Origin of the sequence: Chryseobacterium sp. MHB01, from assembly GCF_034651565.1 — a bacterium.
GTDB classification, from domain to species: domain Bacteria; phylum Bacteroidota; class Bacteroidia; order Flavobacteriales; family Weeksellaceae; genus Chryseobacterium; species Chryseobacterium nepalense.
Genome location: NZ_JAYEDA010000021.1, coordinates 1 through 26,503, shown reverse-complemented (window position 1 = coordinate 26,503; position 26,503 = coordinate 1). Strand labels below are relative to the sequence as shown.

The following is a 26,503-nucleotide window of genomic DNA, read 5'->3' as shown; positions in this document are numbered from 1 at the left end:
TCGTTTTAGAGAATTCTGATGACGGTTCATCGCCTGCGATGTAATATTTTTCATTCATCTTAAACCTATTTATTAATCATTTATTAAAATTACCTTAAAATATTTAAAAAGTAGAAACTCCATTTTTGCATAAATTTAATATCAGCAAAAATGATTAATAACTACTTTTTGAAAGGTTCTGTTATAGCTGCATTTTTCCTTCAGGGAGCGGTTTTTGGACAGACATCCCTTATCCACTACTGGAATTTTAACAATAATACTTCTGTTGCTGCCATTACCACTCCTACAGTAAGTTTAACAGGAGGATCACTGAACGCAGTGATTAATGGGACGACAGAGATCGATTTTGCAGGCGGAACAGGACAGAATTTCAATGTTGAAAATCTGAATGCCAGAAACGGAGATGCCGCAGGAACCCATTTACGATATAACTTCCCTATTAACGGAAACCTGCAGTTTAATTTACCTACGACAGGGTATCAAAATGTAGTTGTGAAATTTACAACTAGAAGATCCGGTTCCGGAGCGGGAACACAGACATGGTCTTATTCTACGGACGGAACGATATTTCAGACATACCAGACTATTTCCCCGCAGGATGCCAACCCGCAGCTGATTACATTTGATTTTTCCGGAGTGAGCGGCGTTTCCAACAACCCAAATTTTAAGCTTAAAGTTGAATTCTCTCCAACTGGCGGCGGAAGTGTGGGAAATAACCGGTTTGATAATTTTACCGTAGATGCAACTGCTGTAAACGGAGCCGACACAACGCCACCAACAGTAACGTATCTTCCGGCAAATAATACAAATAATGCTTCTTCTACCGCAAATCCTACTATTACATTCAACGAAAATGTAAGGCTGCTGGATAATTCTGCAATTACCAATGCTAATGCACAAAATCTGGTTGATTTCCGGTTAACAGATGCTTTGGGAGCACAGGTTCCTTTCACTACAACATTTGCGAATAATACAATCACCATAATTCCTGTTTCTGGTTTAGCGACCAATCAGACTTATTTTCTGGCTTTAAAGCCGAATACCGTTGAGGATACGAGTGACAATGCCGTAAGTACGGTGACCTCTTCCACTTTTACTACTGCGGGAACTTCCGTTTCTTTAGATAAAAATTTTATTAAAGTCAATGAAAATGCAGGAACATTAGCATTTAAGCTAAATATTGCCAATCCATCAAATGCTACCGTGAATCTTGTGGTAAAACCTGCTCCGTTCAGTACTGCGGACAGTAATGATTTTACATTGGCCAATCAGACCATTACGATTAATCCTTCTACAACAAGCTATACCGTGAATATTCCGATCATTGATGATATAGCTGAAGAACAGCAGGCAGAATATTTTGTAGTGAGTCTTGAAAATCCTGTTGGGGCAACCATTTCCGGAGACAATAATGCAACAATTTATATTATTGATAATGACAAGCAGGCACCTGTTCCGTCAAATCAGATTGCCCTAAACTATATCGGAAGTTTTGATCCTTCCGGAAACAACAACAGTTCTACGGAAATTGTTGTTCATGATCCCGCAACTCAGAGATTATTTACCATCAGCTCCATTACGGATGTTTTTGATATTATTAACTTTAGCAATCCTACAACCCCAACAGTAATCAATACTATCAACATGGCTCCGTACGGAGGTATTACCAGTATTGCCGTAAAAAACGGAATCATCGCTGCCGCTTCTCCGAATACCAATCCGCAACAGAATGGCTCCGTAGTTTTCTTTGATATCAACGGGAATTTCCTGAAACAGGTAACCGTAGGTGCTTTGCCGGATATGATTACTTTCTCACCGGACGGTACAAAAGTAATGACCGCTAACGAAGGAGAACCGAATGATGCTTACACCGTTGATCCTGAAGGTACAATCAGCATCATTGATATTTCAGGCGGAATTGCAAACCTTACCCAATCTAATGTAACAACCCTAAATTTTAATGCATTTGATGCTCAGGTTGCTGCTTTAACAGCAACAGGTCTAAGAAAAGTGAGAACGAACAACACCCTTTCCCAGGATCTGGAACCGGAATATATTACGATCAGTTCAGACAGTCAGAAAGCATGGGTTACGCTTCAGGAAAACAATGCGGTGGCAGAGGTGAATTTAGCGACAAAAACAATTACCGGAATCTGGGGACTGGGTAAAAAAGACATGAGCATTCCCGGAAACGGCTTCGATGCATCGGATAACAATAATGAAATTTTAATCGCCAACTGGCCTGTAAAAGCGTACTACACTCCGGATGCGGTTCAGAATTATAAAGTGGGGAATACTCATTATATTGTTACGGCCAACGAAGGAGATGAAAAAGATCTTTCAGGCTTCAGCGAAAGAACAACGGTGGGAGCAAATAATTATAGTCCTGATCCAGCTTTGTTTCCTCAGGCAGCGATTTTGAAAGCTTCTTATAATTTGGGCAGATTCAGAGTTTCTAATGCTACAGGAAATACAGATGGCGACGCAGATTTTGAAGAGATTGCAGCGTTAGGCGCACGTTCTTTTTCCATATTTAATGCAGATACAAGACAGATTGTTTACGACAGTGGAGATCAGTTTGAGCGGTATATTGCAGCTAATCATCCTTTGATCTTCAATGCTGATAATGAATCAAATACTGTAAAGAACAGAAGCCGCGCGAAAGGCCCGGAGCCGGAAGGTGTGGCTCTAGGAACGATCAATGGGCAGACTTATGCTTTTATTACTTTGGAAAGAACCGGCGGTGTGATGGTTTACAATATTACAGACCCTAATAATCCAACATTTACCGATTACAAACATTCGCGTATGACTTCTGCTTATGGTGGCGATAACGGACCTGAAGGAATTATCTACGTAGCTCCTGAAAATACAACAACAGGTAAAGGCTATGTAATCATCGCCAACGAAATAAGCGGAACTTTATCCATGTATGAAGTTGCGGGTGCCCCTACTCTGGCAACAGGTGAGATAAAAACAGCTAAGACTACCTTTAATGTATTCCCAAATCCTATAACAAAAGGAAATACTCTTTATTTCAACAGAATGCAGGATTATGAGCTGTACGACATGTCCGGAAAATTAATCAGAAAAGATAAAAAGGCTTTAACTATTGATACTTCTGAACTTTCTACAGGAGTTTATCTTTTGAAAACTTCAGAAGGACAAACAAAAAGAGTTGTTGTAAAATAGAATACATTATTTAGTTGATTTGAATAAGCCCTTTACCGGGCTTTTTTATCCTTACAATAAATATTCTTTAAAAAAATCAATCCCGGCGAATTTCTCTGCCGGGATTTATAATTAATGCATATCGTCATAAATTCTTACAAGATCAACTACATTTTTCACCTGCAGCTTTTCAAAGATTTTTTTCTTATAAGTACTGATGGTAGACATCTTAAGGTTCAGTATGTTTGAAATTTCTATATTCCCGTTTCCCTGCGCAAGAAGCTTAAAAATCTGAAATTCTCTTTTAGAAAGTCTTTCTACAGAATGACTGCCCGCAGTATGTGTAACCAGCTTCTTCATCATATCCACGGTATAATAATAGCCTTCCTCAAACATGGAATTTACCGCGGTAATGATTTCAGATTCTGAGGCTCCTTTGTTGAGATATCCGGCAGCTCCCTCTTCTATGTATTGTATCCCTACATTGTCATCATAAGTTGAAAAAAATAAAATCTTAAGGTGTTTTTGCTTTTTCTTAAGATCTTTTACCATTGCCCTAAAAATACTTCCCGGTATATCAATATCAATAATTAAAAGATCATATACCTTTTCAGAAACCATATCCTTTGTATCGGAGTATGTTTCAGCAAAATCTATATTACAATGATATTGGAGTTTTGACTTTAGCACCAGAGCTGTACCTGTTCTTACTACATAGTGACCGTCAGCAATGAGTATATTTTTCATAGAGTTAGTTTTTTAAATAAAAGTCCCAGTCAAACGGGAAACAGCTTCTCTTTATTGTTATGTTTTCAATACAAGTTACAGACCAAATACCATATACATTTCTATCCATACCTTTCTATCAGGAGTTTTATTAAAGTTATTACAACGGTTTTATGATTCCGGAAATTCAGGAACCTAATAATTGAAAATAATTTTTATAAAATCTTTAAAAATTATTAAACATATAAATTAAATGAATAAAAAAGTATGTTACAAGCATTCATCCTTATCTTAGCGCTGTAAATATTTTCTACAAAAATAATACATAAAATATTCATGGGCATGTAGAAATATTACTATAAATATTTCATAAATTTTCTAAATAATTTCTTATAAATCAAGTGAAAACGATTACACATAAAAATCAAAATAGTGTGATAAATTTAAAACCAACCGAATCTTTGTTCAAATCCCTTCCTTGTAAAGATAAATCCTGCGTAAAGATTGGCAATTTTAAAAGTTATAAGTATATGAAAAATCTAAAATAAAAAAAACAGACCTCTAAATATTAAAGGTCTGCTGAAAAATATATTTAATTTTTTCTTTTATTCTACGCTTACAACTTTTTCTATCTCCGGAGCATGCTGCTTAATCGTGTTCTCAACACCCAGTTTCAGGGTAGAAAAATTTAACGAACATCCGGAACAGTTTCCTAAAAGTTTTACATAAACCAGATTATCCTTCACATCGATAAGCTCGATATCCCCTCCGTCTTTATTGAGAAACGGACGGATACTTTCCAAAGCTTCCAATACCCTTGTTACTGTATCTTCGTGTGTTATATTTGTTTCCATATTTTTTTCAGTTCAATTTGGTTTCAATTACTATTGAAATTATTTTGCTTTTGGGGAGCATCCTGCCATCGTAGTGATCTTAACCGCTTCCGTAGGAGGCAGATTTTTGTTTCTTTCTACAAGGCTTTCCACCATTCTTCGGGCAGTTTCCGTGTACACCTCTGCAATTACAGAATTTTCCTGCAATGCTGCCGGTCTTCCTACATCTCCAGCTTCCCTGATGCTCTGAATCAAAGGAATTTCCCCCAGTACAGGAATACCAAGATCTTCTGCAAGATACTGAGCGCCTTGTTTTCCAAAAATATAATATTTATTTTCAGGCAATTCTTCCGGTGTAAAGTACGCCATATTTTCGATTAATCCAAGAACTGGAATATTAATACTTTCCATTTGGAACATTGCAATACCTTTTCTTACGTCTGCCAAAGCTACATGCTGCGGTGTGCTCACAATCACGGCACCCGTTACAGGCACTTCCTGGATAATAGACAGGTGAATGTCTCCGGTTCCCGGAGGAAGGTCAATTAATAAAAAATCAAGTTCTCCCCACGCTGCATCTCTGATCATCTGGTTTAATGCCTTTGAAGCCATTGGTCCTCTCCAAACTACCGCCTGATTTGCTCCTGAAAAGTATCCTATAGAAAGCATTTTTACACCATAGTTCTCGATCGGTTTCATTAGATTTTTGCCTTCAATTTCTACAGAAATCGGTTTTTGCCCTTCCGTATCAAACATCGTAGGAACAGATGGACCGTAAATATCAGCATCCAGCAATCCTACTTTGAAACCCATTTTTGCCAGTGTTACTGCTATGTTCGCAGAAACGGTAGACTTTCCTACCCCGCCCTTTCCTGAAGCAATAGCAATGATATTCTGGATTCCGGGAATCTGTTTTCCTTTGATCTGGCTTTGCTGAATTTCACTCGGTTCCGGAGAAACGATTTTCAGTTTCAGGTTTACCTCTTCTCCGAATTCGCTTGCAAAAGCCTGTTTCATGGCTGCTTCAAGCTTTTTCTTTTCATGCATGGCCGGTGAATGAGCAGTCATATCAATATAAACCTCATTACCCATGATCTGAAGATTGTTTACCAAATCATCTACTTCTATATCTTTAAGGAAATTCTGAACCTTGTCTTTCGTCAACATAAACTAATAAATTGTCTACAAATTTACGAAAAATTAACCTATTTAGAATAAGTAAAGACACTGATAGATATTTTCTTTTGCGAAAGCTAATTTTATAGTATTTTAGGGGAATTTTAATTTATAGATCATGAAAAGAATATTCATCGTTCTTTTAGGAATTTTATTCCATAATACATTTTCACAAAATTATTCGCAATATGTGAATCCGTTTATCGGAACAGGTGGCCACGGACATACTTTTCCGGGAGCAATTGTTCCCTTCGGAATGGTGCAGCTATCTCCGGATACAAGAATCGACGGAAGCTGGGACGGCTGCAGCGGCTATCATTACTCAGACTCCGTGATTTATGGATTTTCTCATACGCATCTTAACGGAACGGGAGTTTCGGATTACGGAGATATTATGCTGATGCCAACGATGGGAAACCCGGGACTTACTCCAAAAGAATATTCTTCGAAATTTTCACATAAAAACGAAAAAGCTTCAGCAGGATTTTATGCGGTTAAATTAGATAAGCACAATATTGATGTACGTTTAACCACTACAAAAAGAGTAGGTTACCATGAATACACATTCAATAATGCCGGAAATGCCAATATTATTTTAGACTTAAATCACAGGGATAAATTATTGCAAGGTGAGGTAAGAATTATCAATGACAAAACGATCGAAGTTCTCCGCAGAAGTGAAGCCTGGGCAACCAACCAGTACATCTATGCCAGAATTGAATTTTCAAAACCAATAAAAGTTTCAAAATCAAAAAGAGCTGGAAAAAGTACAGATCGCAGTGAAGCAACTTTTGACGGGACTGAAATAGCTTTAGCTTTTTCAGCTCAAGTAAAAAAAGGAGAGAAAATTCTCGTAAAAGTATCAATTTCCACTACCGGTTATGAAGGCGCTGCCAAAAATATGCTTGCAGAAGGTAAATCAAATGATTTTGAAGCGATAAGAAAACAGGCCGTAGCTGACTGGGATAAAGAATTATCTAAAATCGAAGTTAAATCTCCGGATAAAGATAAGCTAGCTGTTTTTTATACAGCTATGTATCATGTTTTCACACAGCCGAACATTAATATGGATGTTGACGGAAAATACAGAGGCCGCGACAACAAATTCTATATGGCCAACGGTTTTGATTATTATTCGGTTTTTTCACTGTGGGATACCTTCAGAGCAGCACATCCTCTGATGACATTAATTGACAGAAAAAGAACGGCAGATTTCATCAATACTTTTATCAAACAGTATGAGCAGGGCGGAAAACTTCCCGTTTGGGAACTGGCTTCCAACGAAACAGAATGTATGATCGGTTATCATGCAGTGTCGGTTATTGCCGATGCCATGGCAAAGGGAATCACCGGTTTTGATTATGAAAAAGCATTCGAGGCTTCCAAACATTCTGCCATGCTGGATATCTTCGGGTTAAATGCCTACAAACAGAACAATTTCATCAGTATTGATGATGAACATGAAAGTGTTTCCAAAACGGTGGAATATGCCTATGACGACTGGTGTATTGCGCAAATGGCTAAAATTTTAGGCAAAAAAGAAGATTACCAGTATTTTATGAAGCGTTCTCAGAACTGGAAAAACCTCTACAATCCTAAAAACGGATTTATGCAGCCGAGAAAAAACGGAAACTGGTACGAGCCTTTTGAACCTCGTGAAGTGAATAATAACTATACGGAAGGAAATTCATGGCATTATTCTTATTCTGTTCAGCAGGATATTCCGGGATTAATTGCAGCTCATGGCGGAAAGGAAAAGTTTGAGCAGTTTATTGACGCTATTTTTTCTGCACCGGATAAAACCACAGGAAGAGAACAGGTGGATATCACCGGACTGATCGGGCAATATGCCCAGGGAAATGAACCGAGCCACCATATTGCGTACCTTTACAATTATGTCGATAAGCCGGAAAAAACAGATGCGAAGATTAAATTCATCCTCGATAACTATTATAAAAATACTCCGGACGGGCTGATCGGAAATGAAGACTGCGGACAGATGAGCGCATGGTACATTCTGAGTGCCCTGGGAATTTATTCCGTAACACCCGGATTACCCGAATGGCAGACCACAAAACCTTATTTTGATGAGGTTAAAATTCATCTTGAAGACGGAACCACAAGAACCATCACTAAAAATACAGGCAAAGAAGAACTTAAAAAACTTGGTTTTGAAAATGCAAAATCCTACAAAGATTTTAAATATGATGAATTAACAGCTTCGCCCGTGATTGCAGCAGCAAGAATCTTTGATCTTAATACGAAAGTAGAAATCACTGCCATGAATCCTGATGATAAAATTTACTACATGACACTCGACGAAGGAGATGCTAATGTTAGAAAAATGTTCATGCCTTACAAAGGTCCGTTCACCATTACCAAAACAACGCAGGTTGCCGCTTACGCAGAGCGAAAAGGAGAAAAAAGCTCTATTGTAAGAGCCGACTTCAACAGAAGACCTAATAATTGGGACATTTCGGTACTTTCCCATCCTACTCCACAGTATACCGCAAGTGGAAAATTATCTTTAATTGACGGCATCAGCGGTGATACCAACTGGCGAAAAGGAGAATGGCTGGGTTACCAGGGACAGACTTTTGAAGCCGTTATCGATATGAGATCTCCACAGCAATTCACAAAATTGTCTTCCACCTATCTTCAGGACAGCAGAGCTTGGATTTTAATGCCGAAAAAAGTAGAATATTATGTTTCAAACAACGGCAAAGATTACATTCTGCTAAAAACGGTAGACAATACACTTGATCCGAAAGACGAAACCGTTCAGATAAAAGATTTTTCAGCTGAGGTATTGCCTACACAGGCTCGATTTATCAAAGTAAAAGCTTATCATTTCGGTAAACTTCCGGAATGGCACCAGGGAGCGGGCGGCGATGCTTATATTTTTGTGGATGAAATTTCCGTGAAATAATACTGATCATGAAAAAACTGTTATTTTTTTTCTTTTTAGTTTTAAACGTTGTAACGTTGTACGCCTGCAAATGTAAAACAGATCCGTTAGCAGAAAACTATCTGGCTGCAGATGTTGCGGGAATTATCAGAATTATAAAGGTCTACGGCGAAAATGCGGAACAGAGAACTTATAAGGCAGATATAAAATTTGAAAAGGTTTATAAAGGTAAGGAATTCCAAACGCTTACTGTAAGGGGTCTTATCGGAAATCCGTATTCAGGAGCGTGCGAAACAGATGTACAGCCTGGTGAAACCTATCTTATTTTATTGAATAAATACAATGGTGAATATTCTATTTCGTCCTGTTCTCCGAAATACAGGTTTGATATGGAGAAGGAAAAAGCAACATCTGAAGTTTTGGAAAAAACATTCGCCTACATTGATAAAAATAAATTTGCTTTCACAGGACTGCAATTTGCGACGTGCTTTGATGAATTACAAAAAGGTAACAAATCTGATCTTTCAGCAATAAAAAACTTTTCGCCGAAAAATCCGTTTGCAATTTATAAGGTAAAAGTTAATGATTATTCTAAAATTGAGGAACTGACTCCGGTCACAACTTTCGGAGATAAAGATCAGGAAATTGAAAACATTCTTAAAAGGAATATGATTATCGACACCCCTATGTTCTTCGATCATAAACCCGGAGAAGAATTTTTGATATTACTTTTATACCTTCCGGATAATATCAATACAAAATATGGAGAAATAATCAATTTTGAATGGTAAAAAACTAAACCTCTTCTTTTGAAAGAGGTTTTTATTTTAATTCATATTTTCCGACCACTTCAGCTCTTCCGGCAATTGTCTGTCTGAAAATTCGATATGAATCACCCTTCTTTTCTTTCCATTTGTAGTACGGTTTGATCCATGAAGAAGTAAAGGCTTCATGAGCATTATTCCGCCTTTGTGCACCCTGCAGATGGTTTCTGTTTCTACGGACCAGTCGATGGTTTCGGGCCGGTAAATTCCTTTCGCGTGTGATGTTGGAATTACTTTTAACGCACCGTTGTATTCATCGGTATCATCCAGGTGAATTCTAATAGTGAAAATATTTTCCAGAATGTCAATCGGCGGCTGAACGGCAAACTGATTCGGCTTCGTAGTCCATGGACCAAATCCCGGAAGATCTGTTTTTTTATCAACAGAAATTGTAAGATCCTGATGATATGCCACATACCAATTTGATTTTTCAGGCTTATCAAAGTAAATGCTTTTCACCACAAAATATTGTTCTCCGAAAATTTCTGTGATGATGTTCTTTATATTTTCATTAAAAACCAGCTGCCTGGCTTGAGGAATTTCTTTTAAAAATTGCCTGATCGCGAAAAGATCGTCTGATTTTCTGAATGTCTCTTTCGAGGTATCTATATTTTGAATGATTTCTCCGATCTTTTTAATTTCTTCTTCCGAAAAAACGTTGTTAATTACAGTAAAGCCATTTTCCTGTATTGAGTTTTTATGATGGTCTAAATTCATTTTCTAAAAACAGTTTTTTGAAAAGCAAAGATGCAAAGATTTTCTTTTAATGATCACATAGATTTTGCAGATTCTCTGTTATTACTGTTTTGAATTAGGAATCATGCAGCAATTTTGTCATCCTGAAAGGATCTCAACAAGAGTATTTTAAAAAAGACTTCGCTTAAAGCGTAATATTAAAGGGATAATAACTCAAGATTTATGTTTTCTCCCGCGGATGACGGATTGTATGACTTATAAAGAATTCATGATTTTGTAATAATTTCATGAAGAAAAGTTCCGGCATGACCAATTAGCCCCGATCGAACGGCATGTCTGAGCTCTTTCCGAGTTCTTTTCGCGGCGGCAAAGCCGCCGCGAAAAGAACTCGGAAAAGCGAGTAGTGAGAGCGGGAAAAAGCTTCAAATAAAAAAATAAATACTGCTTTTCGATATAATCAAATTGCTCCTTAAAAAATCCACAAATACAATTCGAAGAAGTCAAAAAGCTCCTAAAAAAAATAGCCAACAGTGAATGCACTATTGACCATTTTTCTTATTTACTACATATTTTAAAGATCGCCACCATGATTATCCAGCTGTCCTTCCCATTTGGAAACCGCTGAAGTTGCCAAAGCATTTCCAAGAACGTTGGTCATACTTCTTCCCATATCACAGAAATGGTCAATCGGAAGGATCAGGGCGATTCCTTCAGGAGGAATTCCGAACATGGAACATGTGGCCACAATGATTACCAGAGAAGCTCTCGGAACACCTGCAATTCCTTTTGAAGTAAGCATCAATACTAAAAGCATAGTGATTTGCTGACCAATACTCATTTCAATTCCATAAATCTGGGCAATGAAAATGGAAGCAAACGTCATGTACATCATACTCCCATCCAGATTAAAAGAATAGCCTAATGGTAAAATAAATGATACCACCCTGTTATTACAGCCGAATCTCTCAAGCTCTTCTACCAGTTTCGGGAAAACTGCTTCAGAACTGGTGGTGGAAAAGGCAATAAGCAAAGGTTCTTTAATTCTTCTCAGCAATTCAAAAAGCCGGTTGCCGATGATTAAATATCCTGCAAGTAAGAGAACCAGCCAGAGAATGCCCAGTGCAAAGAAAAAATCCCTGAGATAAATGGCATAAACCTTAAAGATCTCAAAACCATTGGTTGCCACTACTGCTGCAATAGCTCCCAGGACACCCAGCGGTGCAAACCACATAATATAACCTACCATTTTCAGGATTCCATGGGCGATAATATCAAACAGCTTTACAACAGGTTGTGCATATTCGTCTCCCAAATTGGCCAGTGCAATCCCAAACATGATAGAAAATACCACAATCTGCAGCACTTCATTGGTAGCAAAAGCTTCAAAAACACTTTTAGGAATAATGTGCTTTACAAAATCTTCCATGGAAAATCCTTTGCTGCTTTTCAGAAGTTCATCTGCGGAAGCCGCATCCTGAATAGGGAGTGTTGTCACGTGTCCCGGCTCCAGCCAGTTTACCAACATAAGACCAATAAACAGAGATACCAAGGAAGCAGAGATGAACCATAACATCGCTTTTGTACCTACCCTTCCGATCATCTTAATATCACTCATTTTGGCAATTCCCACCACCAGGGTCGTAAATACCAAAGGTGCGATAATCATCTGCACCAGACGAATGAAAACAGTTCCTAAGAGTTTTATGTTTTTAGAAAACGGTTCTGCGCTTTCAGGATAACGGATGTGTACAAATCCGCCGATGGCCACACCCAGAATCAAGGCAACAACGATGGCTATAAATAGTTTATTCTGTCCTTTCATATAGATAATTCAAGTTTGGCAAATATAATATTTTTAGAATTGCTTCCAATCCCACATCAGATATAATACAGCCGTTATCAGATATTAAGTTCAGAATGTCTTTATTTAAAGAACAATTTTATCAATCTGAATTACATTTCTTTTTTAATTTCATGAAAATAAATCCTAAATATGATCTTTTGGTATAAATTTTATTGTTATCTTGATCATATTAAATACATCAAAATATACAACTATGAAAAAAACTATCGCAATGGCTGCCTTAGCTGTAGCTATCTCTTTGGGATCAGTTTCATGCAAAAAAAAGGTTTCTGATACCGACCTGCAGACGCAGGCTACTACGGTGGTAACCTCTAATCCTGGAGCTTCTGTAGAAGTAAAAGATGGTGTTGCACATCTCAGTGGCACCTTTGAAACCCAGGAAGAAAAAGACGCTATGATCACACAGCTTAAAGCCATCAACGGAATTAAAGACGTACATGATATGGCAACGGTAGCTCCTGCAGCCGCAGCAACACCTGCTCCTGTAGAAACGCAGTCTGCTGTGGATCCTGCCGTACAGCAAAAATTACAGGATGCCGTAAAAGATATTCCCGGAGTAAAATTGGAGGTCATAAACGGAGAACTAACCTTAACCGGAACTATTTCTGCTTCAGATGCAAGAAAAGTAAAAGAATCGGTAGATGCTTTAAAAGTAGGAAAGGTAAACTATAATTATACAGTTAAAAAATAACGAGATGAGTACTTTAGAAGACAAATATTCAAGTGTGGTTTCTGCGGCACAGGCTGCAGGAATTTCTGATCTTAAAGTTCAGGAACAGGATGGTATTCTGTATGTTTCGGGAAGTGCCTCAAACACCGCTGCCAAAGATGCGGTATGGAATGCTTTGGGAACCATTGATTCCACTTATTCCGCTTCAGATATTAATATTGATGTACAGGTTTCCGGACTTACTAAAGGAACGGCACTCACTGTAGCAACGGATGATTCTAATCTCAATATCAGACAGGAACCTTCTACGGATGCAGCTATTATCGGAAAAGTAAGCAAAGGTTCTTCCATCACGCTTGTAGAACAGACTTCCGATGACTGGTGGAAAGTGAAAACTTCTGACGGACAGGAGGGCTATGCTTATTCAAGATATTTGAGAGCTTAGTATCCTCAATCTATATAATTAAAAAACATCCTTTGTCAAAGGGATGTTTTATTTTTATGGAAAATTAACAGTTAACCCCCAATTTCAGGGGAAAAATTAACTGTATTTAACTCTATTAATTGTGAATTAAATAATGTTTTTTATACTTTTGCAGCTCTAATAATCTATGATACATGAAGAAATTAGCAATTCTGCTTATCCTGACATTCAATATTTTGATTCTTAACGCTCAAAAATTAAACATCGACGGAAAAATACTCGGCCTAGAAAAAAAACCTATTGAAAATGCAACGGTTTATCTTCTCAAGCAAAAAGATTCTTCTATTATCAATTATACTGCAACCAACCGCGAGGGAAAGTTTTCCCTGAAAGCAGACGAACTGAATGAACCCAGCATTCTGAAAATAGATGCCGACAAAATGATTTCTTTTTCCAAGCGTCTTGAAAAAATTGAAAAATCTTTTTCGTTAGGAGATATCGAGATGGAGAAAAACTCGATAACCAATATTGAGGAAGTTAGGCTTACGGCATCGCCGGTAAAGATTAAAAAGGATACGATTGAATTTAATGCTTCATCCATAAAGGTTCGTCCTGACAGTAAAATTGAAGAACTTCTTAAGCAAATTCCCGGCGTTCAGATTGATAACGACGGAAAAATCACGATCAATGGTAAAGAGGTTGACCAGATTACCATCAACGGAAAGCCTTTCTTTGACAAAAACGGGAGAATAGCACTGCAGAATCTTCCTGCGGATATTATCAAAAACATCCAGTTTACCACGACAAAAACCAAAGAAGAGGAACTGAGCGGCAAGGCATCAAAGTCAAACAACGCCACCATTAATTTCAATATTGATGAAAAGAAAAACAAAGGGCTCATTTCACGACTTACGTTGGGCTATGGCTCTGACAAGAGATATGAAGGCAGCGGACTGCTGAGTTATTTTAAAAACGACACCAAAATAAGTATCCTGGCGGCTTCAAATAATATAAATTCTCAGGGCTTTTCCAGCGATGAGGTTTTCGACAGTATGGGTCGCGGAAGAAATTCGTGGCTGATGCAGGGTGGTTCCGTATACACTTCCGGAGGTGTTACCTATTATTCTTCAGCAGGACCTAACACCAAAGGTATTCAGAAGTCAACGACTATTGGATTCAATTACAGTGATAAATTCGGAAAAGATACCGACCTGGACAACCTCAGCTTAATCCACATCAACAATAATCTCGAAACAAGATCCAAAGTATCAAGAACAACCTTATTGCCAGATTATATTTTAAAAACAGATTCCGAAAACAATGGTGAAAATGAATCGAAGCAGTATAATTTCGATCTCTCAGCAAGAATTCGACTGGATTCTCTCACAAGCATTTATTTCTCTCCTTCATTCTCAAGAAATGAGATACATAATTTCAGCGCTTCCAATTCCCGTACATTCAAAGACAACGACCTGCTGAACACAAGTGATAATTACACCAAAACAGATTCTGAGAACAACTCCTTTAGCCCAAATATTTATTTCTCAAAGAAATTCCGGAAAAAAGGCAGGGAAATGCACGCGAGTATGAGCAGCAGCATCACAGAAAATAAGGAAAATGTACTGAACAGATCTGAAAATATTTTCTATACACAGCCTCAATCTTTTGATAACAGAAACCAGTATTCTGTAAGGAAAAATCTCAACAACAATTATCGCTTCAGTTTGGGATATTCAGAGCCTCTTTCGGACTCGTTGAATATTGGCCTGGGCATACGCTATAATTCATCGAATATGAGAAACCTGCGTGATGTAAATGATTTCAATACGGCAACACAGGATTATTCCAGCTACAACGATATTTTATCAAACAGGATGAATCAGAAGATCGATGAGTTTACTCCCGAATTATCATTTGAACTCAACAAAAAGAAAATAAGTGCCTGGGGAGCTCTGAATGCAGATATTTCGAACATGAACGTCAATTCAAGCTTTACCGGTCAGAATTACGATCTGCAGAAAAACTTCATTCTTCCAGGTTATAATGTGGGACTAAACTATCAGTTTTCCCAGAATAAAAGATTAAATCTTTATCATTATTCAGACTTTACCATCCCGACTGCAGAACAGCTTACTCCTTACCGGGATATTTCAAATCCTTTGGTAGCCTTTCAGGGAAATCCGGATCTGAAAAACACATGGAGCAATTCCACGTATCTTTATTTCAACAATTTTAATATGGTAAAAACTATCAGCTATTACTTTAATATTGGATTTACTTATAAGAACAATGATATCATCAATTACTCTTCATTCGATGAAAGCGGAAGGCAGCTGATCACCTATGCCAATATCAGCGGTAATAAAAATTTCAACCTGGGAGGAGGTTTCAGCAAAACATTCAAATGGAAAGAAAATAAACTGACGATCAACCCAAGACTCAATACCAATTATGCATTCAATAAAGGTTTCGTGAACGGCCAGGAATTTACAAGCCAGTCATACAACATCAATCCCGGGATCAATTTAACGTACGAAATCAAAGAAAAACTAACGGTAAAACCTTCTTATACGATAGGATATAATTTTTCAAAATATAAAAATTACAGCATCGATGATGTAAATACCACCAATCAGGCTTTTAAGCTGGAACTTACCAACTACATTTTTAAAAGCAGGCTGATCTTAGGAAATGATGTGGAATATAATACCAGCACCAATATTGCACCCGGCTTTAAAAGAGATTTTTATTTCTGGAACACCAGCGTAGGCTATTCATTCTTTAATAAGCAGCTGACCGCCAAAGTAAAAGTCTATGATGTATTAAATCAAAACCAGAGTGTAAGAAGAGTGATTTCAAACACGTATTTTGAAGACCGTGACGATCTGATCCTAACGCGTTATGTCATGTTCTCGCTAACGATGAAGCTTAATAAATTCGCAGGAAAAAAGACAAAAACCCAATAGATTAAAATTATTTACACAGCGGCATCCTCTTTTCGGGGATGCTTTTTTTTGGTTTGTAAGTAGGCATATCTATCATTAACACTATTTAAAAACAAGCTATAAAATACTGAAATATAACAATTTGTACTTGATCGCCTCTTCGGACTGGTTGATTGCCTCTCCGGAGTGGTTGATTGCCTCTTCGGACTGGTTGATTGCCTCTTCGGACCGATTGATTACTTCTCCGGACCAGTTGATCGCCTATTCGGAATGCCTGAACGTTTCATCGAAGCGATTGATCGTTTCAACAAAATGCATGAACATTACTTCTGACAGGTTGGAACGGTTATCAAAACAAATGAAAGACCTACCAAAGTTTTTGCTTATAGCAAAGATTATTAATACCAATTCTTCAGAATCTTGTCCCAGTCAACAGTAAATAAAATCATTTATCATTAAATTAGCCACAAATTTTATATATGAAGATTCATTTTTCAATTTTGTTTATTTTATTATTCGTCTTTGGAAACGCACAGAATCCGGATGATGAAGATCATTTTGTGAAAGATAACTTTACAAAAAAGGAATTTTACATTCCGATGCGTGACGGGGTGAAACTTTATACAGCAGTCTACATTCCGAAAGATATTTCCAATAAAAACAAATATCCTTTCCTGATGCAGAGAACCTGCTACAGTATTGCGCCATACGGTGAAAATGAATACAGAGAAAGGCTTGGTCCCAACAAATACCTGATGCAGGATAAATATATTTTTGTACTTCAGGATGTACGTGGAAGATATATGAGTGAAGGAACATTTACCAATATGACCCCGCAGGTTGACCGGAAAACCAAAAAAGATGTCGATGAAAGTACGGACACTTACGATACCATCGAATATCTTCTGAAAAACATCAAAGGAAACAATGGAAAAGTGGGCCAGTACGGAACTTCTTATCCCGGATTTTATACTGCTGCAGGAGTCCTGGCGCAGCATCCTGCTTTGGTTGCCTCTTCCCCGCAAGCTCCGATTTCAGATTTCTGGAATGACGATTTTCTCCATAACGGAAAAGTAATGCTAGGCTATTTCAGGACCTTCCCGGTTTTCGGCGTTCAGAAAACAAAACCGGAAAATAAAGCATGGTACAACGACACCATGATTAAACCTACTTCTGAAGATGGCCTTAAATTTTACAGAGATATGGGAACTTTGAAAGACGGGTACGAGAAATACTACAAGGATAATTTCTTTATGACCGAAATTATGAATCATCCGAATTACGATGAATTCTGGCAGAAAAGAAGTCTTCTTCCTCATCTTAAAAATGTAAACCATGCGGTAATGACTGTTGGCGGATGGTTTGATGCGGAAGATCTTTCCGGACCGCTGAATATTTATAAAACCATTGAAAAGACAAGCCCGAAAGCTAAAAATACAATTGTAATGGGACCGTTTTCACACGGGGCCTGGGCTTATGAACAGGGAAAACATTTTCATAATGACATCTATTTTGGGGACAGCATTGCAACATATTATCAGAAAAATGTGGAAACAAAGTTTTTCAGTCATTATCTGAAAGGAAATGCAAAACAGGATGCAGGCTTACCGGAAGCACTGATGTACGATACCGGCGCCAAACAATGGAGAGAATTTGCAATATACCCTCCGAAAGAAGCACAGAAAGTGAATTTCTATTTGTCTGGCGGCACATTGAAGAACACTGCAGGACAAGGTTTCTCGGAATATTACAGTGATCCGAATAATCCTGTTTTAAGTTCTGATAAGCTTAAAGATTTTAATGGTTTTACCCCGAAAAATTACATGTCGGAAGACCAGCGTTTTGCAGAGGGCAGACCGGACGTTCTGACTTTCACAACAGATGTACTGACGGAAGACGTTACTTTTGCAGGAGAGATCATGGCTAAATTAAATATTGCCTCTACATCCACCGACGCAGATTTTGCCGTGAAGCTGATTGATATTTATCCTGAAGATTTCAAGCCTGCCGCAAAAAAAGAAGGCGTGATTTACGGAAATTACCATCAGATGGTACGCAGCGAAATTATGCCTGCAAGATTCAGGAATTCGAGAGAAAAAGCAGAAGCTTTGGTTCCGGACCAGAAAACGGCTGTGAATTTCAGACTTCAGGATGTTGTTCATACTTTTAAAAAGGGGCATAAAATTCAGATTCAGATTTCTTCAACCTGGTTTCCGCTTTTTGCAGTCAATCCGCAAAAATTTTTAGACAATCCAAATTTTGCGACGAAAGAGGATTACACAAAAGCATTCATCAAAGTTTTTGATGACAGTGCGATTGAAGTTGAGGTTTTGAAATAAATTTCTAAAAGCTGTTCGGTCTGAACAGCTTTTTGTTTTTTTTATTTCTTATCTAAATGCAAAGATCTATTATAATTGGATACTTTTTAAGGAGCAAAGATCCGCGACAGGTCGTTTATTAAGCTTAAATAAAAAACTTTGTGATCAAGGTCAAGGTGTTGAAATAAAAATGGAACTGTGGTTTCGAGGACCTAAGCACCGATAGCGAGATTGTTATATTTTAAATTATACCTAAAAATGGTGGCTTCGAGAACCTCAGCCACCATTTTTACTCCTCAATCGTTCTGAAAGTCAGGTTTACTCTTGGGGTTTTCACTTTTGTTGTTGGCGGAAGCCTGTGCAGCCAGTGATCCTGTGTTGTTCCTTTCATCACGAGTAAACTTCCGTTTTCCAGGAATATTTCTACTTTTTCTTTCGTTGTTTTATGTTTAAACAAGAACTTTCTTTCTGCACCGAATGTCAGCGATGCAATGGCTCCATGTTTTTTAAGATCCTTTTCGGCATCACTGTGGTAAGCCATTCCTTCACTGCCGTCGTGATATAAATTCAGAAGGCATGAATTATAGGTTTCTCCTGTCATCTGCTCACATTTATTTTTTAATTCCAGCAGTTCAGGCGTCCACGGCTTCGCATACTTTGTTCTTTTCGAATACGTGTACTCAAATGGTTTCTCTCCAAACCACGCCACTTTTCTTTTGGTTAAGATCAATTTTCCGAAAATCAGGGCTTCGTCATTTTCCCACGGAATTTCTTTCAATAAATAATCATAATAAAAATCAGATTTTTCTCCGGAAAATATTTTTCCGTAATAATGAGCGATTCCATCATCAGGAAGAAGATTTAAAGGATAATCTGATATATCTTCGAATAAATTGAGCATGACAATCTGAGTTTTGTGTTTAGGGTTTATGTTTATTATCTCATCTTGTTATTCTGTAAGAATCCAGGCAAGATATTATTAAAATTAACATCTAATACATAAACCTTAATTCTTATACAATGATGAAGATGAAGATGTGTTGAAGTTTGGCTAAAGCCGGTTCTGATTTATATCTTTAAAATGGACTAAAGCCCGTTCCTATTGATGAAATTATTGGCTTTATAAATTTAAATAAATCAATTTGTATTTATTCGTGAAAATTTGCGCCCTTTATGCTTAAAAATCCGAATAAACCTGCGAGCTTTCCCAGCCAATCATTAGCTGCTTTCGGTCAGTTCCCCACATATAACCCCCGATATTTCCGGAAGATTGGATCACGCGGTGACAAGGGATCAAAAACGCAACAGGATTACTGCCTATTGCCGTTCCTACCGCTCTTGAAGCATTCGGGTGCCCTATTTTCCCGGCTAAGCTTCCATAAGTAGAGAGTTTCCCCATCGGAATGGTAAGAAGGCTTTCCCAAACTTTCAGCTGAAAATCCGTGCCTTTTAAATGTAATTTTACGGTATTTAGCTTAGTCCAGTCTTTATTGAATATGGACAGGGCATTGGCCTGAAGCTCGTCCTGCCTTTCAATAAAAGAAGCATTGGGAAATTTTGACTGTAAATCTCCCAATGCTTTTTGTATATCATTTTCAAAAGCCATATAGCAGATTCCTTTTTCTGTGGAAGCTGCAATTAATTTTCCAAAAGGACTGTCTGAAAAACTGTAATTGATGTTCAGATTCTTTCCGCCATTTTTATATTCTGCAGGAGACATTCCTTCGATTTTCACAAACAGATCGTGCAGCCGGCTCGTACTGGAGAAACCTGTTTCAAAAGCCGTATCAAATAAACTTGCCTTTTCTTCTTTCAATAAAGATTTGGCGTGTTCCAGGCTGATGAACTGTAAAAATTTCTTCGGACTTGTCCCTGCCCAATCCGAAAACATTTTCTGAAAATGTGCAGGACTCAGGTGTATTTTCTCCGCCACTTCTTCCAAACTTGGCTGAAGCTTAAAATTGCTGCGGATATATTCTATCGCTTTGGCAATTCTTTTGTAATCTAACTGATTTTGTGTGGACATATCATTAATTTTACCTCACAAATTTCCGAAGAAGATCCGGTAGAAAAAATCCGATTCCTGCGGAATTTTAGTTGTTTTTATAAAGGTGATAATACGCAAGCATTTTGTAATACAGCTTTGCAGCAAGGAATGCACTTGGTTTTGCCATCGGAGAATCCATTAATTCTACAATATCAAATGCCACCACATTACATTTTTCAAATACTTTTCTCAACAATTCCAAAGTCGGATACCATTGTAAGCCTCCAGGTTCCGGTGTTCCTGTTGAAGGTGCGATGGAAGGATCAAAAGCATCAAGATCGATGGTGATATATACATTCCCTGAAACTTTTTCCAATACATCATTTACCCAATTTTCGTTGTTGGCAATTTCGTGAGCAAAAAACACTCTTCCTTCCGGCAGATATTGTGCTTCCTCAATATCCATAGAACGGATTCCCACCTGTACCAGGTTATGTTTCTGGCTGGCTTCAAAAACTGCACATGCGTGATTGGAAGTAGAACCGTGGAATTCCGGACGTAAGTCGGTGTGAGCATCCAGCTGAAGAACCGTTAAATTCTCAAACTTCTCTCCTACTGCACGAATCGAACCGATAGAAACGGAATGTTCCCCGCCAAAAAGGGTAAACAATTTATCGTCATGACTTAAAAGTTCTTTTGTTTTTTGATAAACCGCTTCCGTCATGGCTTCAGGAGTAGCGTTTTCAGAAACTTCGCCTGCTAAATACACGCCTTCAAGATAAGGTTCAGTCTGTGTTTCAATATCGTAAAGTTCCATATTTTCTGAAGCGTTCAGGAACAATTCCGGTCCTTTGTCGGCTCCTTTTCCCCATGTAGATGTTCCATCGTAAGGGACCGTTACCAACACTACTTTCGAGTTTTCCAGTGATGCATTTTCTTCAGGAATTCCTGCGTATGTTTTCATGTTTTATCTGAAATTAAATGATTTCGGCAAAGATACAAAGAAGTTTGGAGAAGTGGAGGGAGGCTGGAAGATAGGTGCTGGAAGTTTTACATAATGAAGAATAATTAATGTTGAAATTTTAGATCTAAATCATTTTTAAATTCAAATAATTAACCTAATAAAATTACGCCCTCCAATTTTAAACTTCCATTCTCCAACTTCCCGCTTCCCACCAAAATCCTTACCTTTACAAAAACAAAATTGTATGTCGTTAAAAGCTGTGCTGTTCGATATGGATGGCGTTATTGTGGATACAGAACCCTTGCACAGAAAAGCCTATTTTAAAACATTTAAAGAACTGGGAATTGATGTTTCCGAGGAATTGTATGCTTCATTTACGGGAGCTTCTACCAAAAGAGTGTGTGATACATTGATTAAAAATTTCAATCTAAAACAAACCTTTGAAGAAATAGCAAAAATTAAAAGGGAGTATTTTAAGGATTATTTTTATAATGATGAGGAATTCGACCTGATTTCCGGAGTGAAAGAACTGATTGAGCATTATTATGAAAACGGCATCACCCTGATTCTTGCATCGTCTGCAACGATGACCACTATTGATATGGTTTTTGAGAAATTTGAGCTTGAAAAATATTTCAGCGGTAAAATAAGCGGTGCCGATTTGAAAGAATCAAAGCCTCATCCCGAGGTTTTCCTGCTGGCTGCGGAAATGGCAGGACACCCCGTTGAAAACTGCATGGTAATTGAAGATTCTACCAATGGTATTTTAGCGGCACACCGGGCAAAAATTTTCTGTGCCGCATATAGAAGTCCGCATTCTAAAAACCAGGATTATACATTGGCGGATACGGTAGTTTCGGATTACGAAGATCTTCAGATTGATAAAATCTCGCAATATTTTTAAACGCAAAAAGCTCTCAGTCTGGTTCTGAGAGCTTTTTATTATATTTCATTGCTGTCATTCTGAATGAAACGTAGTGGAATGAAGAATCTATGTAACTTTGAGATTGCTTCGTCGCTTCGCTTCTTGCAATGACAATTTACAGTTATTTATACCCAAGGATTTTCAATACATCTTCCGGCTCCTGCTTTTCACGGAAAATCTCGTATTGCAGCTCCCCGTTTTCATCTTTCTGAATCAGGACGTGTCTTGGCTGCGGCATCAGACAGTGGTGAATTCCTCCAAAACCACTGATGGTTTCCTGATATGCTCCCGTGTGGAAAAATCCGATATATAAAGGTTTTGTATCACTGAACACAGGCAGATAAATGGCATTGGTATGCTGCTCAGAATTATAATAATCATCCGAATCACAAGTCAGACCACCCAAAAACACTCTTTCATAGGTGTCTTCCCAACGGTTCAGCGGAAGCATGATGAAGTGTCTTGAAATGGCCCATGTATCAGGAAGTGTGGTCATAAACGATGAGTCGATCATATTCCACTTTTCTCTATCGTTTTGACGTTTCTGAGAAATTATCTTATAAATATTCGCGCCGCTTTCTCCAACGGTAAAGCTACCGAACTCTGTATAAATATTTGGTTCTTCCACTCCTTCTTCTTCACAGAATTTTTTGATCTGGGAAACAATTTCCTCTACCATATACTGATAGTCATAATCAAAGTTCAGGGAAGTTTTGATAGGAAATCCGCCACCAATATTTAAGGAATCAACTTCCGGTGCGATTTTTTTCAGACGTGCATATACACGAAGACATTTGTAGAGTTCATTCCAGTAATAAGCGGTGTCCTTGATTCCGGTATTAATGAAGAAGTGAAGCATTTTAAGCCTTGCATTCGGGTGTTCTGCAATTTTCTGGCTGTAATAAGGAATAATATCCTTGTATCCTATTCCCAACCTTGAGGTATAAAATTCAAACTTCGGTTCTTCCTCAGAAGCAATTCTGATTCCGATGTCGAAAGTAGTATCAATGCTTTCCGTAAGTTTATCCAGTTCACGGTAATTATCAAGAATCGGGGTAATATTTTCAAAACCGTTATTGATCATATCCGAAATCTTTGCCAGATAATCATCTGTTTTGAAACCGTTGCAGATTACTTCAATATTTTTATCCACTTTTCCATTCTCGTAAAGAGATTTTACGATATCCATATCGTAAGCGGAAGAAGTTTCTATGGAAATATCATTTTTGAGTGCTTCTTCCAGTACAAATTTGAAATGACTTGATTTTGTACAGTAGCAATAAGTATAATTTTTTTTATATTCGGTTTTCTCAAAAGCTTCCTTAAACCAGCTTTTCGCCTTCTGGATATTTTGAGAAATTCTCGGCAGGTAGCTAATTTTTAGCGGGGTGCCAAATTTTTCAACAACATCCATCAACGGAATGTCGTGAAACAACAAATTGTTCTCAGATACATTGAATTCTTCTGTTGGAAAATACAATGTCTGATCAATTAGTTCCGAGTATTTTATTTTCATTTCTAAACAAGTGAATTAAGAAATGCAAAATTGCTAAAAAAGTTTGGTTTTTTAGCGTTAAAGTTATTATAAATTTTTATCGTTTTCGATCTTGAAATCAGCGCTAATTATTAATCCGTGAACTTCCTGATATATTCTTCCCGTTTATTTTCATTTATTTTTAAAACCTGTTGAATATAAGCATCTTCAGAACCATATTTTTTATTGATTTCATTAAATGCAGCATCCAGATAAGCCTTTTCTACCCAACTGAGTTTTTCAAGTACACTAATATCCATCTTAGGGTACAGAAAATGTAGATTTCTGGCAAGTTTAAGTCTTTGATTAACTAAGTTTTTTCTATAATTATTTGATAGCAGATAATCGTTATAAATAGTTTGTTTGTCGAATTTCAGTACGGTTAAAATAAGTGCTGTAATGATTCCTGTACGGTCTTTTCCGGCAGTACAGTGGTACAGAACAGGCTGATCAGAATCTAAAATTTCAGTGATAGTTTCCCTGATTATTTCAGGATTTTCTGTGATATATTCTCTGTAAAAATCAAGCATTCTTCTGTCGGCATCTTCACCTTTTACTTTTCCTTTCAGCACTAATTTTCTAGCCTTGTCCAACTGATCGCCTTCATCCTCAAAAGCAGAATAATTTTTGTAAACCATCTGCCCCGGAAGATGATCCGGTTTCTGTGCAATTTCTCTGGAATTTCTTAGGTCGATCGTTTCTTTTATTCCAAGATTTTCCAATTCTTTAAAGGATTTTCTTTTCAGTTGATGAAGATTTCCGCTTCGGTAAAATTTTCCACTTTTCAGGATTCTTCCCTCAATATTTCTGATGTTACTGACAGATCTGAAATTATGAACCTCTTTAATTTTGATATTTTTTTCACTTATATTTCTTCCGTACTCAGGAGCAGAGAAGTTTTGCGTTTTGCATGAGCTTACGCAATATATTGAAACAATGAGAAAAAGTATTTTGATTAAATTTTTCATTTTTTGATTCTGTAAAGCTAATTGCTTTTTAAATCCGCTAGTTTCACGGATTTACACAGATTAGAATTTATTTAATTGAATAATAACTGTTAGTTATGAACAAATTTTAATTTCCACAGATTACGCTGATTTACACGTAATTTATGCCTAAAGTTTAAAATTATTAATTACAGGTAATTTTTACCAATGAAAATTAATAAATCTCCCTTTTCATATTCAACAGAAACTTCATCATGAACGGCAAAATTCCGGGTTCCTATATTGGATGTAATACTTAAATTTCCATTAGTTAGAGGCCAGTTCAACCCTTTGGTTGTAATATTTTCAACGGAAGGAAAGGGATATAATGAAACCATTTTACCTTTTAGATTTTTTACAGTAAATTTTTTCGGAATAAAATAATATTCAGAAAATTCATCATAAAACCTTATGTTTAGCTGATCTTTAAAACCAAAAGCTACCGTAAGATTTCCTAAAAAATGATCCTGCTCTCCTCCGCTTCCTCCGAAAACATCAACACTGGCAATGTCTTTTTCCGCGATGATTTCCAGCGCTTTCTGAAAATCGGTTTTATCCTGATCCGGAGTATAAATGAATTTGTCCTGGTAAATATTTTCATCTGAACCCGAATGTGAATCAAAATCCCCGGAAATAAAATCCAGTTTTTCCAAAGGAAAATTAAGTTCTTTCAGATAATGAAAGGCTCCGTCTGTACAGGCAATGAGATTGTATTCATCAGGATCGGGAAATGATTTCGGGACGTCGCCATTAATGAAAAGTAAGGCTTTATCTTTCATTCGGGTTCCAGTATTCTTCCGGTTCGTTGTTGATTTTTGAAATATATCTCGCGAGAACGAACAGATAATCTGAAAGCCTGTTCAGATACTTTATCAGCTCGGGTCTTACTTCTTCTGATTCATTCAGGAAAACCAGAGAACGCTCTGCTCTTCGGCAAATTGTTCTTGCTGCATGTAAAAAAGTCGCTGCTTTTCCGCCACCGGGAAGAATGAAATACTGGAGCGGCTCTAATTTTTCGTCGAAGGCATCCATCCAATTTTCCAGCTCTTCTATTTCGGTATCGGAAATTACCAATGGCAGTCGGGATTTTCCGTTGGCTAACATCAGTTTGTCAACCGGAGTTGCCGCCTCTGAACCAACTGTAAATAAATCAAACTGAATTTTCTTCAGTTGTTTTAAAACTTCTTCGTCCCCGATATGGCTTTTGGCAATTCCGATGAATGAATTCAGCTCATCTATATTTCCGTAACTGTCGACTCTTGCACTGGCTTTTGAAACTCTTGTTCCGCCGTACAATGCAGTCTGACCTTTGTCTCCTGTTTTCGTGTAAATTTTCATTGTACTAAATTACTTTTTTCCGGCAAGGTTTACAAGTTCTGATTAAGAATCGGTGACTTCGAGAGCCTCAGTCCCCGGGCTGTTAGATATTAAGTCGGCCATCAGTCTGTTAAAGTATTAAGTCAGCCACCAGTTGTTATGTTATAAAGTCAATGAACGGTTTTCTATTCAAGATTTTCACCAGTATTTGTATCATCGACAAATACCCTAGCCC

The 26,503-nt window shown here is 37.5% G+C and carries 21 protein-coding genes; 9 read left to right on the top strand and 12 right to left on the bottom strand.

Annotated elements, in window-relative coordinates:
* Positions 1-150 precede the first annotated feature (150 nt).
* Positions 151-3,192 (top strand): choice-of-anchor I family protein, encoded by a 3,042-nt coding sequence (locus tag U9K52_RS20155; protein WP_322927893.1) that lies wholly within the window; start codon positions 151-153, stop codon positions 3,190-3,192.
* Positions 3,193-3,303: 111 nt separating this feature from the next.
* On the opposite strand, the gene U9K52_RS20150 is transcribed toward U9K52_RS20155, so the two are convergent.
* The 3 genes from U9K52_RS20150 to U9K52_RS20140 all read right to left on the bottom strand — a co-directional run bounded on the left by U9K52_RS20150 (position 3,304) and on the right by U9K52_RS20140 (position 5,897).
* Positions 3,304-3,918 carry a response regulator transcription factor gene (locus U9K52_RS20150; protein WP_248391449.1) on the bottom strand — a complete coding sequence of 205 codons (615 nt, stop codon included), beginning with the start codon at positions 3,916-3,918 and terminating at the stop codon, positions 3,304-3,306.
* A 584-nt stretch (positions 3,919-4,502) separates the two neighbouring features.
* Complete coding sequence (locus U9K52_RS20145) at positions 4,503-4,751, bottom strand: NifU family protein (RefSeq protein WP_169229467.1); 249 nt, start codon at positions 4,749-4,751, stop codon at positions 4,503-4,505.
* 39 nt (positions 4,752-4,790) lie between these two features.
* A complete protein-coding gene (locus U9K52_RS20140; RefSeq protein WP_248391447.1) occupies positions 4,791-5,897 on the bottom strand; it encodes an Mrp/NBP35 family ATP-binding protein in 1,107 nt (368 codons plus the stop codon).
* 127 nt (positions 5,898-6,024) lie between these two features.
* Here U9K52_RS20140 and U9K52_RS20135 point away from each other — a divergent pair, with 127 nt between their 5' ends.
* The gene (locus U9K52_RS20135) at positions 6,025-8,835 is read left to right on the top strand and encodes a GH92 family glycosyl hydrolase (RefSeq protein WP_322927891.1); all 2,811 of its coding nucleotides are present in this window, start codon (positions 6,025-6,027) and stop codon (positions 8,833-8,835) included.
* Between the two features lie 8 nt (positions 8,836-8,843).
* Complete coding sequence (locus U9K52_RS20130) at positions 8,844-9,605, top strand: hypothetical protein (protein WP_322927890.1); 762 nt, start codon at positions 8,844-8,846, stop codon at positions 9,603-9,605.
* 36 nt (positions 9,606-9,641) lie between these two features.
* On the opposite strand, the gene U9K52_RS20125 is transcribed toward U9K52_RS20130, so the two are convergent.
* Both U9K52_RS20125 and U9K52_RS20120 read right to left on the bottom strand, forming a co-directional pair.
* Positions 9,642-10,355 (bottom strand): phytanoyl-CoA dioxygenase family protein, encoded by a 714-nt coding sequence (locus tag U9K52_RS20125; RefSeq protein WP_322927889.1) that lies wholly within the window; start codon positions 10,353-10,355, stop codon positions 9,642-9,644.
* Positions 10,356-10,905: 550 nt separating this feature from the next.
* Positions 10,906-12,156 (bottom strand): dicarboxylate/amino acid:cation symporter, encoded by a 1,251-nt coding sequence (locus U9K52_RS20120; protein WP_322927888.1) that lies wholly within the window; start codon positions 12,154-12,156, stop codon positions 10,906-10,908.
* Positions 12,157-12,391: 235 nt separating this feature from the next.
* Here U9K52_RS20120 and U9K52_RS20115 point away from each other — a divergent pair, with 235 nt between their 5' ends.
* The 5 genes from U9K52_RS20115 (at position 12,392) to U9K52_RS20095 (ending at position 18,576) form a co-directional block, all read left to right on the top strand.
* Positions 12,392-12,889 carry a BON domain-containing protein gene (locus U9K52_RS20115; RefSeq protein ID WP_263601351.1) on the top strand — a complete coding sequence of 166 codons (498 nt, stop codon included), beginning with the start codon at positions 12,392-12,394 and terminating at the stop codon, positions 12,887-12,889.
* A gap of 4 nt (positions 12,890-12,893) precedes the next feature.
* Positions 12,894-13,313, top strand: a complete 420-nt coding sequence (locus tag U9K52_RS20110; protein WP_263601352.1) for an SH3 domain-containing protein — start codon at positions 12,894-12,896, stop codon at positions 13,311-13,313.
* A gap of 173 nt (positions 13,314-13,486) precedes the next feature.
* On the top strand, positions 13,487-16,258 hold the full coding sequence (locus U9K52_RS20105) for a TonB-dependent receptor (protein ID WP_322927887.1): 2,772 nt from the start codon (positions 13,487-13,489) through the stop codon (positions 16,256-16,258).
* 121 nt (positions 16,259-16,379) lie between these two features.
* A complete protein-coding gene (locus U9K52_RS20100) occupies positions 16,380-16,676 on the top strand; it encodes a hypothetical protein (RefSeq protein WP_322927886.1) in 297 nt (98 codons plus the stop codon).
* Positions 16,677-16,716: 40 nt separating this feature from the next.
* On the top strand, positions 16,717-18,576 hold the full coding sequence (locus U9K52_RS20095) for a CocE/NonD family hydrolase (protein WP_322927885.1): 1,860 nt from the start codon (positions 16,717-16,719) through the stop codon (positions 18,574-18,576).
* Positions 18,577-18,844: 268 nt separating this feature from the next.
* Here the strand turns inward: U9K52_RS20095 and U9K52_RS20090 are convergent, their stop codons facing one another.
* From U9K52_RS20090 to speB, 3 genes are all read right to left on the bottom strand, one after another.
* On the bottom strand, positions 18,845-19,456 hold the full coding sequence (locus U9K52_RS20090) for an alpha-ketoglutarate-dependent dioxygenase AlkB family protein (protein ID WP_263601355.1): 612 nt from the start codon (positions 19,454-19,456) through the stop codon (positions 18,845-18,847).
* Positions 19,457-19,732: 276 nt separating this feature from the next.
* Positions 19,733-20,581, bottom strand: a complete 849-nt coding sequence (locus tag U9K52_RS20085) for a methylated-DNA--[protein]-cysteine S-methyltransferase (RefSeq protein WP_322927883.1) — start codon at positions 20,579-20,581, stop codon at positions 19,733-19,735.
* Positions 20,582-20,648: 67 nt separating this feature from the next.
* Positions 20,649-21,506 (bottom strand): agmatinase, encoded by an 858-nt coding sequence (gene speB, locus U9K52_RS20080; protein ID WP_248391423.1) that lies wholly within the window; start codon positions 21,504-21,506, stop codon positions 20,649-20,651.
* Between the two features lie 244 nt (positions 21,507-21,750).
* Here speB and U9K52_RS20075 point away from each other — a divergent pair, with 244 nt between their 5' ends.
* The gene (locus U9K52_RS20075; protein WP_263601358.1) at positions 21,751-22,410 is read left to right on the top strand and encodes an HAD family hydrolase; all 660 of its coding nucleotides are present in this window, start codon (positions 21,751-21,753) and stop codon (positions 22,408-22,410) included.
* A 142-nt stretch (positions 22,411-22,552) separates the two neighbouring features.
* On the opposite strand, the gene U9K52_RS20070 is transcribed toward U9K52_RS20075, so the two are convergent.
* From U9K52_RS20070 to U9K52_RS20055, 4 genes are all read right to left on the bottom strand, one after another.
* Positions 22,553-23,947 carry a hypothetical protein gene (locus tag U9K52_RS20070; protein ID WP_322927881.1) on the bottom strand — a complete coding sequence of 465 codons (1,395 nt, stop codon included), beginning with the start codon at positions 23,945-23,947 and terminating at the stop codon, positions 22,553-22,555.
* Positions 23,948-24,057: 110 nt separating this feature from the next.
* Positions 24,058-24,933 (bottom strand): tyrosine-protein phosphatase, encoded by an 876-nt coding sequence (locus U9K52_RS20065; protein ID WP_322927880.1) that lies wholly within the window; start codon positions 24,931-24,933, stop codon positions 24,058-24,060.
* A gap of 167 nt (positions 24,934-25,100) precedes the next feature.
* Complete coding sequence (locus tag U9K52_RS20060; protein WP_322927879.1) at positions 25,101-25,730, bottom strand: thiamine diphosphokinase; 630 nt, start codon at positions 25,728-25,730, stop codon at positions 25,101-25,103.
* Complete coding sequence (locus U9K52_RS20055) at positions 25,720-26,289, bottom strand: cob(I)yrinic acid a,c-diamide adenosyltransferase (RefSeq protein WP_263601361.1); 570 nt, start codon at positions 26,287-26,289, stop codon at positions 25,720-25,722. The genes U9K52_RS20060 and U9K52_RS20055 overlap by 11 nt, the downstream gene beginning before the upstream one ends.
* Positions 26,290-26,503 lie beyond the last annotated feature (214 nt).